At 72.5% G+C, this 13896-nt stretch carries 14 protein-coding genes and 1 riboswitch; of the genes, 6 read left to right on the forward strand and 8 right to left on the reverse strand.

The features are described 5' to 3' along the window. Positions 1–5: 5 nt before the first annotated feature. A complete protein-coding gene (locus AC4F3Q_RS04475) occupies positions 6–299 on the reverse strand; it encodes a hypothetical protein (protein ID WP_491038912.1) in 294 nt (97 codons plus the stop codon). A 282-nt stretch (positions 300–581) separates the two neighbouring features. Here AC4F3Q_RS04475 and AC4F3Q_RS04480 point away from each other — a divergent pair, with 282 nt between their 5' ends. Next, positions 582–722, forward strand: coding sequence for a hypothetical protein (locus AC4F3Q_RS04480; RefSeq protein WP_491038913.1), 141 nt, complete (start codon positions 582–584; stop codon positions 720–722). Between the two features lie 12 nt (positions 723–734). After that, the gene (locus tag AC4F3Q_RS04485; protein WP_491038914.1) at positions 735–1376 is read left to right on the forward strand and encodes a DUF6338 family protein; all 642 of its coding nucleotides are present in this window, start codon (positions 735–737) and stop codon (positions 1374–1376) included. Positions 1377–1380: 4 nt separating this feature from the next. Here the strand turns inward: AC4F3Q_RS04485 and AC4F3Q_RS04490 are convergent, their stop codons facing one another. Further along, a complete protein-coding gene (locus AC4F3Q_RS04490; protein WP_491038915.1) occupies positions 1381–3237 on the reverse strand; it encodes an ABC transporter ATP-binding protein in 1857 nt (618 codons plus the stop codon). 120 nt (positions 3238–3357) lie between these two features. Between AC4F3Q_RS04490 and AC4F3Q_RS04495 the strand changes: the two genes are divergently transcribed. Next, positions 3358–3921, forward strand: a complete 564-nt coding sequence (locus AC4F3Q_RS04495) for an LURP-one-related family protein (protein WP_168446568.1) — start codon at positions 3358–3360, stop codon at positions 3919–3921. Positions 3922–3936: 15 nt separating this feature from the next. Here AC4F3Q_RS04495 and AC4F3Q_RS04500 read toward each other — a convergent pair whose 3' ends face one another. The 5 genes from AC4F3Q_RS04500 to AC4F3Q_RS04520 form a co-directional block, all read right to left on the reverse strand. Next, the gene (locus AC4F3Q_RS04500; RefSeq protein ID WP_491038916.1) at positions 3937–4680 is read right to left on the reverse strand and encodes an alpha/beta fold hydrolase; all 744 of its coding nucleotides are present in this window, start codon (positions 4678–4680) and stop codon (positions 3937–3939) included. A gap of 92 nt (positions 4681–4772) precedes the next feature. Further along, positions 4773–5714, reverse strand: a complete 942-nt coding sequence (locus AC4F3Q_RS04505; protein ID WP_491038917.1) for an HtaA domain-containing protein — start codon at positions 5712–5714, stop codon at positions 4773–4775. Positions 5715–6262: 548 nt separating this feature from the next. Continuing rightward, positions 6263–7375 (reverse strand): ABC transporter ATP-binding protein, encoded by a 1113-nt coding sequence (locus AC4F3Q_RS04510; RefSeq protein ID WP_491038918.1) that lies wholly within the window; start codon positions 7373–7375, stop codon positions 6263–6265. Continuing rightward, positions 7375–9150, reverse strand: a complete 1776-nt coding sequence (locus tag AC4F3Q_RS04515; protein WP_491038919.1) for an ABC transporter permease — start codon at positions 9148–9150, stop codon at positions 7375–7377. Before AC4F3Q_RS04515 ends, AC4F3Q_RS04510 begins: the two co-directional genes overlap by 1 nt. 13 nt (positions 9151–9163) lie before the next feature. After that, entirely contained in the window at positions 9164–10249 is a 1086-nt protein-coding gene (locus tag AC4F3Q_RS04520; protein ID WP_491038920.1) for a thiamine ABC transporter substrate-binding protein, read from the reverse strand. 68 nt (positions 10250–10317) lie between these two features. After that, a riboswitch (TPP riboswitch) is annotated at positions 10318–10436 on the reverse strand. Between the two features lie 92 nt (positions 10437–10528). Here AC4F3Q_RS04520 and AC4F3Q_RS04525 point away from each other — a divergent pair. Beyond that, on the forward strand, positions 10529–11458 hold the full coding sequence (locus tag AC4F3Q_RS04525) for a VOC family protein (RefSeq protein ID WP_491038921.1): 930 nt from the start codon (positions 10529–10531) through the stop codon (positions 11456–11458). Positions 11459–11532: 74 nt separating this feature from the next. On the opposite strand, the gene AC4F3Q_RS04530 is transcribed toward AC4F3Q_RS04525, so the two are convergent. Then, positions 11533–11820 (reverse strand): DUF4235 domain-containing protein, encoded by a 288-nt coding sequence (locus AC4F3Q_RS04530; protein WP_491038922.1) that lies wholly within the window; start codon positions 11818–11820, stop codon positions 11533–11535. A 215-nt stretch (positions 11821–12035) separates the two neighbouring features. Between AC4F3Q_RS04530 and AC4F3Q_RS04535 the strand changes: the two genes are divergently transcribed. Beyond that, a complete protein-coding gene (locus AC4F3Q_RS04535; RefSeq protein WP_491038923.1) occupies positions 12036–12977 on the forward strand; it encodes a hypothetical protein in 942 nt (313 codons plus the stop codon). Between the two features lie 127 nt (positions 12978–13104). Then, positions 13105–13872 (forward strand): ATP-binding cassette domain-containing protein, encoded by a 768-nt coding sequence (locus AC4F3Q_RS04540; protein ID WP_491038924.1) that lies wholly within the window; start codon positions 13105–13107, stop codon positions 13870–13872. The last annotated feature ends 24 nt before the right edge of the window (positions 13873–13896 follow it).

Here is a 13896-nt window from a genome sequence, read left to right on the forward strand (position 1 = left end):
ATGGCTCAGAGGCAGTATCCCGAGGCGGACTGGTAGCTGCCCGACACGGTCCAGGTACCAACCCGCTGGGTGCCCTTGACGTAGGTGATGACGCCGGACGGCAGGTACTGGCTGACCGTGCGTCCCGGCACCGAGATGGTGACGTTGGCACCTGCGCCCTTGACCTTCGCCGCCACGACCTTGCCGGCGCCGCAGATCTGGTAGCCGCCGGTCGACGCGGCCGAGGCGGGGGCTGCGACGGCGGTGGCCGACGCGACGAGCAGGAGGCTGGTCGCCGCTGCGAGGAGAGTGCGCTTCACGTTGAAACTCCTTGGCTGGATGGAGCACCGTCGCGGCCGCGACGGTGCGGTCGTGAGCTCACCGCCCCGGCCGGGTCTCGAGTCCGTTCGTCACCACCCCGGGGCGCGTGCGGCGGCCGAGCAACTCTGCCCGGTCAAATCCGCACAGTCTGCACATTACAGAAATTTGCATCATGATCAACCGGTGGCTTGCACGCGTCGCAGGGTGCTTGCCACTACACGTCCGGCACGCGCGCGAGCGACGATCGTGACCAGCGACCGCATCGCGCTCGGAGGCAGGACATGACCGACACACCGATAGGCCCGGCGCCCGGCGAACCCGTCGAGCCCGTGACAGCCGCGGCCTCGTCCTTCGTCTTCATCCAGACGGGCGGCACGACGACGAGCACGCCCGGAGACCTCGCCGACGACGGCAACGACTGACGGCGAGAGCGCGTGATCCCCGACAGCCTGGCCGCGATCTACGCCTTCCTCCTGCTGCTCGCCCCCGGGATCGTCTGGCACCTGCAGCGCGCACGCCACCGCCCCAGCACCAAGGAGAGTGCGCTCGTCGAGCTGTCCCGGGTCGTCCTGTCCTCGCTCCTCGCGACCGGAGCAGCTGCCCTCATGCTCCTGCCCGCGGCGTGGCTCCCGCTCTACCGGTCAGCCGAGCGCGGCGGCGACAACCACTTCGACTCGCCCGTGGCGGCCGTACCCTACGTCGGCGCCGCGCTCGCGACGTCCGCCCTCGCGTGCGCGATCGCCTACCTCGTCGCGGCTCTCCGCTGGCCGGGCCGCGCCCCCATGAACGGTGGGCGTGTGTGGGACCAGGTGTTCATCGACCTGCACCCGAAGGGCGCGGGCGCCCCGTTCGTCATCGTCGAGCTGCTCGACGGCACCGTCTGGAAGGGCGAGCTCGTCGGCTTCGACTCGACACCCGAGAGCGGACCGAGGGACCTAGCGATCGGCCCGCCGCTACGCCGGCGCAAGCCTGGGGCGACCGTCTTCGAGGAGAAGGACGACGTCTGGCGCACGGTCGTGCTGCCCGACGCGCAGATCCGCTCGATCCAGGTCTCGTACCCCAGCCGGGGCGCGTGACAGGTCAGGCGCGGAAGCCGAGGTCCCGCAGGCGCTTGCGGTCCTTGCGCGACGCCGACGCCTGCAGGCTCAGCAGCTCCGCATAGATGCCGCCGCTCGTCGCGAGCTCGTCCGGGCTGCCGATCTCGTCGACGCGGCCGTCGCGCAACGTCACGATCGTGTCGACCGACGAGATCGTGGACAGGCGGTGGGCGATGATCAACGTCGTCCGGTTCTCCATGAGCTCGTCGAGCCCCGCCTGCACGGCCCGCTCCGACTTGGTGTCGAGCGCGGACGTCGCCTCGTCGAGGACGAGGATCGGTGCGTCCTTGAGCATCGCGCGAGCCACCGCGATGCGCTGCTTCTGACCGCCGGAGAGCTTGAGCCCGCGCTCACCGATCGTCGAGTCGTAGCCGTCGGCGAAGGCCGACACGAACGCGTGCGCGTTCGCGCGAGTCGCGGCGTCGACGATCTCCTCGTCCGTCGCGCCCTCGCGCCCGTACGCGATGTTCTCCCGGACCGTCCCCGAGAACAGGGCGGCGTCCTGGAACACGACGGCGACCCGGCGCCGCAGCTCGGTGAGCGGCTGCTCCGCCACGTCGCACCCTGCTACGCGGATCGTGCCCCCAGTCGGGCGGTAGAAGCCGAGCAGGAGGCTCACGAGCGTCGTCTTTCCGCCGCCGCTCTCGCTCACGAGCGCGACGCGCTCGCCGCGACGCATCGTGAAGGACACGTCCGAGAGGACCGTGGCGCCCTCCTCGTACGAGAACGAGACGTCTGCGATCTCGACGACCGGGCCGTCGTCGGTCACCTCGGCCGCGGAGACCGGTACGACGACGGTGCTCACGGCGTCGTCGTCGCGTCCCTCGCCGAGGGCGTCCGCCGTCAGCAGGAGCGGCTCGTCACGGTCGGCAGGCTCCGCCATGACCTCGAAGTAGTCCTTGCTGCCCGCGATCGCGCGCTGCGTCGTGTCGACGAGGTAGCTCATCATCGTCACCGGCGCCTTCGCCATCGCGACGAGCTGGATGAGCAGCACCATGTCGCCGACCGTGAAGCGGCCCTGCGCCGTGCCGACGAACAGGATGACGTAGATCCCGAAGAAGACGACGTTGAGGAACGCCCGGCGGACCGCGTCCATCGTGTGCCAGTGGCGGGACTGCTCACGCGTCGTCACGACCGTCCGTGCGAAGCGGCCGTCGAACAGCCGCAGCTCGCGACGCTCCGCGACGAAGCTCTTGACGACGCCGATCTGCCCCACGACCTCTGCGAAGCGCCCGCCCGCGAGGTCGACCTGCTCGTTCTTCTCCGCCTCGAGCTTCTGCCACTTCTTGCTCGTGAGCGCAGTGAGCCCCACGTACACGGGGAAGACGATCGCGATCAGGAGCGCGAGCGGCCACGAGTAGCCTGCGCTGATCACGAGCACGGCCGCGACCGTGAGCAGCATCGGGAAGAAGTTGTTCGCGAAGTTGTTGAGGAAGCCCGTGACCTCGGTGATCGACCTGGTCAGGCGGCTGATGATCGCGCCGGTCACCTGGTTGTCGAAGTACCGCTGCGGCAGGCCGAGGAGCTTCGCGTAGTAGCGCGTCGAGAGCATGCGGCGCATGCGCGCCGCCATGACGTCACCGAGGTAGCCGCCGACGTTCTGCACGGTCGAGCTGAGCAGGTCTGCGACAAGGAGGGCGACGGCGAGCCACACGACCGTGCGGACGACGCCGTCGGCCGGTCCTCCGGTCGCGACGCCCACGACCGTGTCGGTCGCTTCCTTGAGGATGAACGGGACCACGAGCGCTGTCGCGGTCGTCAGCAACGAGCAGACGACGATGCCGGTGTAGTACGGCCACAGGACGCGGGTGGCGGCCAGGATCCGGGCGATGCTGCGCACGCAGCCTCCTCGTGCTTGGGCGGGCCCACCTATCATCCTCCACGGCGCTCGCGCCGCGGCCCGCGACCCGTCATGATCGTCCCTGGCCAGGTTGGCCGCACATCCACGTCAGGAGAACACATGGCCTCGCTCTACGGCATCGACAAGTTCATGGTGCTGCAGCGCATCACGATGATGGTGAACCGCTACGCGGTGCACGCGGTCCTCCCGGACGGCACGCAGGGCGAGCTGCTCGCCGTCGCACAGCAGAAGCGCATGGCGTTCAAGGAGCAGGTCACGTTCTTCACGGACGACTCGCGCACGACGCCGGTCTTCTCGTTCAAGGCGCGGCAGGTCATGGACCTCGCGGCGACCTACGACGTCATGGACGCCGCGGGCACGCCGATCGGCATGTTCCGCAAGGACTTCGGCAAGTCGCTGCTGCGCTCGACGTGGCACCTCGAGGCGGCGGGCGTCTCGGCGATCGGTCAGGAGCGCAACCAGACCGTCGCGCTCCTGCGCCGGTTCGTCGACCTGCCGTTCGCATTCCACTTCGACTTCGCCGACAGCATGGGCCCTGTCCTGTCCGTCGAGCGCCAGTTCTCGCTGCGCGACCGATACACCGCGACCGTCCCGGGCGCGCGTCTCGACGGCCGGGTCGCGGCTGCGATGACGGTCGCGCTCGACGCGCTCCAGCAGCGCTGAGCGCAGCCGCCGCGGTCACGGGAGCGGGAGGGCGTCCGCGACCGCGGCGGCGAAGGCCGCAGGCGCCTCGAGCATGAGGACGTGCGTGGTCTCCGGGACGACCGTCACGCCGATGCCCGCACCGGCGAGCGCCTCGTCGCCTGCGAGCCAGCCGGAGAGCCCGCCCTCGATCACGTGGACCGGCATCGGCAGGCCGTAGAGCACGTCGTCGAGCACGGGCATGTCGCCGAGCGCCCGCTCGGCGCGGTACTGCGCGACCGGGTCGGCGAGCCGCATCGTGGCGGCCCACTGCGGGCCCGCAGCCTCGAGGCGCCGCGTGAAGCCGGTGCGGACGAACTCGTCCTCGGTGAGCCCGTCCACACCGGGCCGAGGGGTGGGCCGCAGCGACGGCTCGACGAGCACGAGCCGCGCGACGAGGTCGGGCCTACGGTCGGCGAGGATGACAGCGATCCCGCCGCTCATGCTGTGCGCGACGAGGTCGACGGCCGCGAGCCCCAGGGCGTCGAGCGCGCGGGCGACCGCGTCTGCCTGCTCGGCGAGGGTATAGCCGAACGCGAGAGGCCGGTCGCTCGTGCCGAAGCCGAGCAGGTCCATGAGGAAAGCGTGCCGCCCGGCGAGCGCCGGGCTCGCGACCGTCGCGGCGTAGTAGGGCGCGGACGCCGCCCCGAGACCGTGCAGGAGCACGAGCGGGGCCCCGTCACCGGGGATCTCGACGTAGCCCGTGCGGGCGCCGTCCGGGCCGACCTCGACGTGCTGCATGCTCGCTCCTCCTCGTGGGGCCACCGTGGCGCTCGCAGGCTAGCGGGGGCCCCTGACACGCCAGGCCTGCCTGCTACGCGGGCTGGACCATGTCAGCGGACGACGAGCTTCGTCCTGCCGGACGTCGCGGACTTCACCGTCGAGGACCCGGCGTACTTCGCCTTGACGATCCACGTGCCCTTCGCCAGGCGGGGCAGGGAGACGGTCGCCTTGCCCTTCGAGAGCCTGGCGGTGCGCACGACCTTCTTCTTGCCCTTGGTCGCGGTCACGGTGACCTTGCCGCTCGGCGTCGTGCGGGAGGCGGTGACCTTGACGGTCACCTTCGCCTTGGTCCGCGTCGAGATCTTCTTCTTCTTGATCGTGGTCTTGACCTTGGCGGGCGCCTTCGTGACCGTCCGCGACACGGTGAGGTTGTCGAGGCTCGAGCCCGCGGGCAGGAAGCCCCGCAGGGCGTCCGCGCCCTTCGGGGTGAGCGTCAGCCCGGTCGCAGCGACGGTGACCTTCTCCCCCGACCTCGTGACCTTCGTGCCGGATGCCGGTGCGGTGCCGATCGTGACGTCGTTCGACACGAAGGTGCCCGGGGTGAAGTGCGTCGCGCCCTGCGGCACGACGACGGTGAGGTCGGCGACGACCGACGTCGCCTTCGACGTCGTGACGACCTTGATGTCGCCGAGCGTGATGACGAAGTCGTGCGCGGGGAAGCTGTAGGTGACGGACCCGCTCGTGCGGATCGTCGTCGTCGCGCCCTCCGTCGCCGACGCGACGGGGAACGCGTACGGGCGGCGCTCGTCCGTGCCGGCCGCGGCCGGGTCGAACGTCGCGGGCTTGTTCGGGACGATCCGCGTGCCTGCGGTCAGCGGGTTCGCGGGGCTACCGACGTAGCTGCGGAAGCTCTCGCGGAAGCCCCAGCGCAGCACGGCGTCCGACGAGCTCGACGCTGCGACGGCGGTCGGCGCGGCGACGGCCGCCCCGACAAGGGTGAGGGCGGCGGTCACGAGGGCGCCCACGGCGCGGCGGGCTCGGGTCGTGGTCATGGCGTGCTCCAGGTTCAGCAGGACGTACGAGCCGAGGGCCGTGGCGCTGGCTGCGCACGGTGACGAGGCAACCCGGTGAGGATAGCCCGCAGGGACGAGAAAGCGCCGGGTCCGATCCCCCGATCCAGGACCCGGCGCACCACACCCACGCCACCGTTTCCCCCGAACCGGCGGCACCAGGGCGCCACGAAGATCTCACGGCGACCGTGACGGACCTGCGCGGACCAGCGTCTGGGACGTGGTGCCCCCGCACCTCACCCCGACGCCTGGCGGCATCTCTGGCTAGTCGCGCCATGGCCGGTGACACAGGGCCCAGGCGAGCGACGTCGCTGCACGCTTGGCGTGCACACCGAAGCGTGCCAACGACCCAGGGGTCCCGCAACCGGAAGAGCGGTCGTGTGGATCACCCGGCGCGTCACCCCTGACCAGCGGCGATGCGCCCTCAGCCGGGTTTGCGCGAGATTCCGCGCCTCCCAGCCCGTTCGCTGCCTCCCGCAGGGGTGCGAGCATTCACCCGCTCGTCTCGGCCAGCGAGACCCACGCGTGTCTCACGCGCAGGGCGCGCAACTGCCCAGGGTGAGGCGTAGCTGCACGACATCACCCACGTCGAGCGACTCGAGCGCCCGGGCCCCCGTCGCCGCCTCGTGGACCGTGACCGTGCCGAGCCCGTCGATCTCGACGAGCGCCGACGCCGCACCGCGACGGAACGGGACGCCCGTCACGACCCCGCGGCGCAGGAGCGCCACGTCGCGCTCCGCGCCGTCGGGCCCGTCCAGGCCGTCGGAGCCCAGGCCCAGCAGGCGGAAGCCCCCCGGCGGTACCGCGAGCGACGCCCCGTCCACCGTGACGAACACCTCGTAGCCGAGGAACGACGCGACCGTCCGGTCGGCAGGCGCCGCCCACAGGTGGGCGGGCGTCCCCTCCTGCAGGACTGCGCCGCGCGACATGACGGCGACCCGGTCCGCGACCGTGAACGCCTCGTCCTGGTCGTGCGTGACGAACACAGCCGTCGTGCCGGTCGCGAGGAGCGCGACGCGCAGGTCGACCGCGAGCCGCTCGCGCAGCTCACGGTCGAGCGCGGACAGCGGCTCGTCGAGGAGCAGCAGCCCGGGCGCGGGCGCGAGCGAGCGGGCGAGCGCGACACGCTGCCGCTCCCCTCCCGACAGAGTCGAGACCTGCCGGGTCTCGTAGCCTGCGAGCCCGACGGCGTCGAGCAGCTCCGCGACGCGCGCCCGCCGCCGCGGCGCCGGGACGCGCTCCCGGCGCCCGCCGCGCAGCGCGCGCCCCTCGAGCCCGTACGCCACGTTGCCCGCGACGTCGCGGTGCGGGAAGAGCTGGCCGTCCTGGAACATGAGCCCGATGCCGCGCTCGTGCACGGGCAGGCCCGCGAGCGACCGGCCACCCCACGAGATCTCACCCGTGCTGCGCTCGAGCCCGGCGATCGCGCGCAGCAGGCTGGACTTGCCGCAGCCCGACGGTCCGAGCAGGGCGAGCACCTGCCCGCGAGGCAGGTCGAGCGACACCTCGTCGACCGCGCGCACCGGGGTGTCGCGGCGCGAGGCGGCCTCGTACTCGACGACGACGTCGCGCAGCCGCAGGCCGGGCGTACCCTCCGCCCGCGCGTCCGCCACGGCGCTGCGTGCCGCCACCACATCGACCATCAGAGCTCTCCTGCCTTGTCGCCGCGCATCTGCTCGGCCACCACCATGACCGTCGCCGTCACGACGGCCAGCACGACCGCCGCGGCGAGCGCCGTCCCGAAGTTCTCCGCGCCCGGCCGCCCGATCAGGCGGAAGATCACGACCGGGAGCGTCGCCGAGTCGGGCCGCGCGAGGAACGCCGTCGCGCCGAACTCCCCGAGGGACACCGCGAACGCGAAGCCGACGGCGAGGCCGAGCGGACGCGTGACGAGCGGCAGGTCGACCGTCGCGAGGACGCGGCCCGGGCGTGCGCCGAGCGTGGCTGCCGCCTCGCGCAGGCGCGGGTCGAGCGCGCGCAGCACGGGCAGCACGGTCCGCACCACGATCGGGATCGCGACGACGGCCTGCGCGACGGGCACGAGCAGTCCCGACGCCCGCAGGTCGACGCCGAGGCCGAGCGGCCGGTCGAGCGTCACGAGGAACCCGAAGCCGACCGTCACGGCGGAGACCCCGAGCGGGAGCATGAACACGCCGTCGAGCAGGGCGAGGCCGCGGCGCCCGGCCCGCGAGCGCGCGCGTCGCGACACGACGAGCGCGACGAGCCCGCCCACGACCACGGCGATCACGGCGGCGACCGCAGCCGTGCGCAGGGACGTGCCCGCAGCCTGCCACGCGGTCACGGACGAGCCCGCGACAGGCTGGGCGAGGTTGCGGTAGTTCTGCAGGGTCCACGCGCCGTCCGCGGTGCGCAAGGAGCGGACGAGCAGGTTGGCCATGGGCCACACGAGCAGCCCGAGCACGACGACGGCGGTCACGGCGAGGCTCGTGGCCCCGCCCGCGCCGAGGCCGCGCAGGCGCAGCCGGCGCTCGCCGGGCGCCGCGCCGAGGAGCGCGAGCGCGCGCACGCGCCTCGCCGACGCCCGGCCCGACACCCACAGGACTGCCGCGACGACGACGAGCTGCAGGACCGACAGGACCGCGGCGGCGCGCAGGTCGAGGAACTGCGTCGTGCGGACGTAGATCTCCGTCTCGATCGTGCCGAAGCGGCTGCCGCCGAGGATGAGGACGGTGCCGAACGCCGTCGCGCAGAAGAAGAAGACGAGGGCGGCCGCCGACGCGATCGCGGGGGCGATCGCGGGGAGCGTGACCGTCCGCAGGACGCGCAGCGGGCTCGCGCCGAGGGCGCGCGCGGCCTGCTCGGGACGGGCGTCGAGCTGCGCCCAGAACCCGCCGACCGTCCGGACCACGACGGAGTAGTTGAAGAAGACGAGCGCGACGACGATCGCGGTGAGGCTCTGGTCGAGGCCGAGCGCGCCGAGCGGGCCCGCGTCCATGAACAGGCTGCGGAACGCGACACCGACGACGACGGTCGGCAGGACGAACGGCACCGTGACGACCGCACGCACGAACGCACGGCCGGGGAACGTCCGCCGGTACAGCACGTACGCGCCGGGGAGGCCGAGCAGGACGGAGAGCACGGTCCCGAGGCCGGCCTGCAGGAAGGTCAGGCCGACGACGCGCCACGTGCGCGGGCGGCCGAGCACCTCGCCGAACCCGCCGAGGTCCCACGCGGCGGGTGACCACGCGGGGTGGGCAGCGGCGTCGGGCGCGGCGAAGCCCTTGAGGATCATCGTCGCGACGGGCCACAGGAAGAAGACCGCGAGGAACAGTCCCGGGACCGCGACGGCGGCGAACCAGAGCGCACGCCCGGTCGCCCTGCGCCGGGCACCGCCGGGCGCCGCGTCCCCGTGAGGGGCGCGGGTCCCGGTCGGTGCCGGCGCGAGGGTCGTCGTCACGGTCGTGGTCGTCTCAGCCGAGCATCGTGTCGGTCCACGACTCGATCCAGGCGTCGCGGTTCGTGGCGAGCGTCGCAGGGTCGACCGTGATCGTCTTCTCGGCGAGCGGCCCGAACTTCTCGAAGGCGTCGGGTAGGGCGACGGCCGGGTCGACCGGGTACATGTACACGGTGTCGGGGAGGGCGGCCTGGAAGTCGGCGGAGAGCATGTAGTCGACGAGCGCACCCGCCGCTGCGGGGTTGTCGGAGCCGGCGATCACGCCCGCGTACTCGACCTGGCGGAAGCACGTCGCGGGGAGGGACGACGTCGTGGACTCGTCGCCGTCGAGCGTGTAGGCGGGCGAGGACCCGTACGAGAGGACGACGGGACGGGGACCGTCCTCGCCGCCGCCGGAGAACTCGACGTAGTAGGCGTCGGACCACGAGTCGGAGATCTTGACGCCGTTGTCCTTGAGGCTCTTCCAGTAGTCGAGGTAGCCGTCCTCGCCGTAGGCGCCGACGGTCGCGGCGAGGAAAGCGAGGCCGGGTGTCGACGTCGCGGGGTTGGTGAGGACGACGAGGTCCTTGAGCGCGGGGTCGGCGAGGTCGTCGAGGGTCGCGGGGACGGGCACGTCGGGGTGGGCCTCGAACCAGCGGTCGTCGACGTTGAGGCACACGTCGCCCTGGTCGACGGGGGTGAGCGCTTCCGAGCCGTCGAGCCGGAGCGCCTTCGCGGCGTCGGGCAGGGCGGGGGATGCGTGCTCGGCGAAGACGCCGGCGTCGAGGGCTCGTGCGCCGAAGATGTTGTCGATCCCGTAGGCGACGTCCCCGAGGGGGGCGTCCTTGGTGAGGATGAGCTGGTTGACGAGGGTGCCGCCGTCGCCGAGCTGGGTGACCTCGACATCGAGGCCGAGCCCCTCGAGGTCGGCCTTCTGCTCGTCGGTGAGCTCGAACGAGTCGTGCGTGACGAGGGTGACCTTGCCGGTGGGCGGGCCGGCGGGCGTCGTCGTGGTGGTGGCGGCTGGGATCTGCTCGGCCGAGCAGGCGACGAGCAGGCTCGTGGCTGCGATCGCGGCGAGCGCCCCTGCGGCGGCCTTGCTGCGGCGGGTCGTGGTGGTCATGTGCTGCGTGTCCTCCTAGGTCAAGGAGGGGTGCCGCGCCGTGCCCCGCGTGTGCTGCGGCGCACGACGTGGAGAGAATCCCGACTCCCTACACCGGTGCTAGCCGGATCAGGTTCGAGGGTCTGCGGTGTCCGCACTCTCAGCGCTCGCCGTCCCTTCGGGCGGCAGCGCTCCCCTGTCGTTCGCGACCAGCCTACCGCTCGGCAGGGTGAGGATGGCGTGCGCCCTCTCACACCGAGATTAGTTGACGCTTCAACTTATCCGAGGGAGACTCGACTCATGAGCCGAGACATGATCGACGCCGCGAGCGCCCACGCCGCCGCCCCCTCCGCCCTCCTGCCCGGCGACCGCCTCGCAGCCGAGACGCACATGGACGCGGTCACGCTGTACGTCCGCGACATCGACGCCATGGTCGCGTTCTACACGAACGTCATCGCCCTCGAGGTCCTGGCGAACGACGCCGCCGACGCGCGCGCCGCCGTCGTCACCCTCGGCCGCGGCACGACGCCGCTCGTCGTCCTGCGCGAGGCGCGCGACCTGCCCCCGCGCCGCCCCGGCGAGGCCGGCCTCTTCCACACCGCGATCCTGTTCGCCGACGCCGCAGGCCTCGCCGCGACCCTCGCCCGCGTCGCCCAGCTCGCCCCGCAGCTCTACACGGGCGCGGGCGACCACCTCGTCTCCGAGGCGTTCTACCTCGACGACCCCGAGGGCAACGGCATCGAGCTCTACGTCGACCGCCCGCGCGACCAGTGGCGCTGGCGCGACGGCCACGTCGAGATGGCGACCCTGCACCTCGACCCGAACGCGTTCATGGAGCAGCACCTCGACGAGGCCGTCCTCGCCGCACCCCACGGCGCCGCCGCGACGCTCGGCCACGTCCACCTGCAGGTCGGCGACATCCCGACGGCCCGCCGCTTCTACGTCGACACCCTCGGCTTCGAGGCGACGACCGAGATGGGCTCCGCGCTCTTCGTGTCCGCGGGCGGCTACCACCACCACATGGCGATGAACACGTGGGCGTCGATGGGCGCAGGCCCGCGCCCCGTGAACCTCGGCCTGGGCGAGGTGTCGATCGTCGTCCCGACGCGCGACGAGATCGGCGCACTGACCGACCGCCTCGCACACGCGGGCATCGCCGCAGCGGACGACGGGGCGGTGCTCACGTTCGCCGACCCGTGGCGCAACGAGATCCGCGTCGCGGTCGCCTGACGCGACCTCAGACACGCCCCGGCCCCCTCGTCGCAGCAGCGACGAGGGGGCCGGGCGTTCTCAGGCATGGGCTGTCAGCGGGACGCCTTGAACGCGCGCCCCGCAGCGATCCTCGACGTCACCTTGCGGGCACCCTTGTTCGCCGCGATGCGACTGAGGGCTGCGACCGCGCCGGTGACAGCGGCGAACGTGACGATCCCCGCGATCGTCGAGTCGTTCTCGAGAGGGTCCTTGGGTGCGTCGTGGCCCGTGGTCTTCTTCCACACGGCGCCGAGGACCTTCTGCGCCAGCCATGCCGCCAGCGCGGACGTGCCGATCAGGATCAGCTTGTCGACCATGCCGTCGTCGTTGTCGTCAGCCACGTCGGTGCTCCTCGTCGCTCGTCGGTGCGGCAGCCCGGGGCAGGCGGCCACCGTCACCACGCTACCGGGACTGCACGACGACGCACATCGGTCACGCCGCACCCGCACGCCATGAGGCCCCTGCCAGGACCGCCAGTCCTGGTCTCAGGGATGGCGACGGTGCACGATGGAGAGGGCTGCCGCACGGCGGCTCCCGGGACCGAGGAGGACGACCCGTGCGACGAGGCACCCGTCGCGCCGTGACGGCGCTCGCCAGCGCGCTCGCGCTGTCCTGGGTGCTCACGTCGGCGGCACCCCGCCAGTCGCTCCCGGCCATGACGGGTGACGGCCTCGTGCGCGCCGTCGCCGCAGGCGCTGACGAGGCGGCGGGCGCGACGGGCGCCCACGCGACGATCACGGACGTCGACCATCCCGACGTCGCGGCGACGGACGAGGACGTCGTCGTGACGGTCGAGGTGAGCGAGGCAGGCCCCACGGTGCGGCTCGACCGCCGCGGCGGCGCCGGTTGGGTGACCGTCGCGGAGGCGACGGCCGAGACGACGACGGTGGCGCTGCCGGTGCCGAGCAGGGCGGGCAACGCGACCTACCGCGTCGTGCTCGCGCCCGCGGGCGCCGGGACGGTGCGGACGAGCCCTGACCTGACGATCTTCCAGTCCGACGCGGTGGCGCACGCCGCGTACGTCGCCCGCGCGCGGGACGCGGTCCAGGCGCACTGCCCGCTCACGCCGATCTACGTGGACTCGCCCGACGTGCGGTCGGGCTCGACCGTCGGCAAGGCTCGCTCCTCGTGGTCGTGGGTGGACGGGCAGGCGAGCTGGACGCAGTCGATCCGGCTGCGCTCCGGGCTCGCGGACGACATCCTCGAGCACACGGCGCTGCACGAGTGCGCGCACGTCGTCCAGGTGCGCCCGCTCGTGGACGGAGAGCGTGCGTACGAGGCCTCGACGGCGCGCACGGAGCGTCGCTACGCGCGCGGCCCTGCGGAGCCGGGCGAGCTGCAGGCGGACTGCATGGCGTCGGTCGTCACGGGCCGCCCGTCCGTCATGTACTACGCGCGGACCTGCTCAGCGCGGCAGCGCGCGGACGCGCGGGACATGTGGCACGAGCACGGGTCCCACCGCCAGTCGCCCGCGCTGTCGTGGGCCTGGAAGGACTGATCGGGGCCGCCGGCCCGCTGTGATCCTGACCGCACCGGTCGCTCCGTGTTGACCTCGTCGTCGCGCAGGCATAATTTTGTACTGACCAGTCAGACCAAAAGGCTGCCGCAACGCCAGGAACAGGACCATGAACCCCACCTCTCCCGCGAGCCGCACCGAGGCCGAGGACCTCCCTGCCCCGCTCACGCAGCCCGCCCCACGACGCGCCGTCGTGCAGGCCAAGGACCTCACGCTCACGTCCGCCCGCGGAACCGTCTACGGCCCCGTCTCCCTCCACGTCCGCGAAGGCGACCTCGTCGTCCTCCAGGGCCCCCAGGGGTCCGGCCGTTCGAGCCTCCTGCTCACCCTCGCCGGCCGCATGAACCCCGACCGCGACACCCGCCAGCTCACCGTCCTCGGGCACGAGCTCCCCCGCGGCCGCCGCGCCGTCCAGCAGCTCAGCGCCGTCGCCGGCTTCGACGCGATCGACCGGCTCGACGAGTCCGTCACCGTCGCCGACACCCTCCGCGAGCGCCTCACCTGGCTGACCCCCTGGTACCGCCGCGCCCCCCGCATCACCGCGCAGACCTACCGCGACGCCGCGACCGGCGTCTTCGGCGAACGCCCCCTGCCCGCCCTCGGCACCGTCGTCTGGGACCTCGACGAGGTCGACGCGATGCTCCTGCGCATCACCGTCGCCATGCTCGCGAAGCCCCGCCTCCTCGTCGTCGACGACCTCGACCAGGTGCACGACGCCGCCCGCCGCCAGCTCGTCTGGGACAGCCTCACCGGCCTCGCCGCCACGGGCGTCACCGTCATCGCCTCCGTCGCGTCCGCAGGGGAGGTGCAGGCCATGACCTGGCAGAAGTCACCCCACGTCGTGCGCCTGACCACCGGCCCGCAGCTCGACGCCTGAACCTCGCCCCAGGAAGAACCCCCC

It is taken from the genome of Flavimobilis sp. BM9 (assembly GCF_058313055.1).

Bases quoted from the DNA above. Each gene is read 5' to 3' on its own strand.
- AC4F3Q_RS04500 (WP_491038916.1), bottom strand. From the start codon at position 4,680: ATGCAGCACGTCGAGGTCGGCCCGGACGGCGCCCGCACGGGCTACGTC.
- AC4F3Q_RS04510 (WP_491038918.1), bottom strand. From the start codon at position 7,375: ATGGTCGATGTGGTGGCGGCACGCAGCGCCGTGGCGGACGCGCGGGCG.
- AC4F3Q_RS04540 (WP_491038924.1), top strand. From the start codon at position 13,105: ATGAACCCCACCTCTCCCGCGAGCCGCACCGAGGCCGAGGACCTCCCT.
- AC4F3Q_RS04480 (WP_491038913.1), top strand. From the start codon at position 582: ATGACCGACACACCGATAGGCCCGGCGCCCGGCGAACCCGTCGAGCCC.
- AC4F3Q_RS04495 (WP_168446568.1), top strand. From the start codon at position 3,358: ATGGCCTCGCTCTACGGCATCGACAAGTTCATGGTGCTGCAGCGCATC.
- AC4F3Q_RS04520 (WP_491038920.1), bottom strand. From the start codon at position 10,249: ATGACCACCACGACCCGCCGCAGCAAGGCCGCCGCAGGGGCGCTCGCC.
- AC4F3Q_RS04525 (WP_491038921.1), top strand. From the start codon at position 10,529: ATGAGCCGAGACATGATCGACGCCGCGAGCGCCCACGCCGCCGCCCCC.
- AC4F3Q_RS04505 (WP_491038917.1), bottom strand. From the start codon at position 5,714: ATGACCACGACCCGAGCCCGCCGCGCCGTGGGCGCCCTCGTGACCGCC.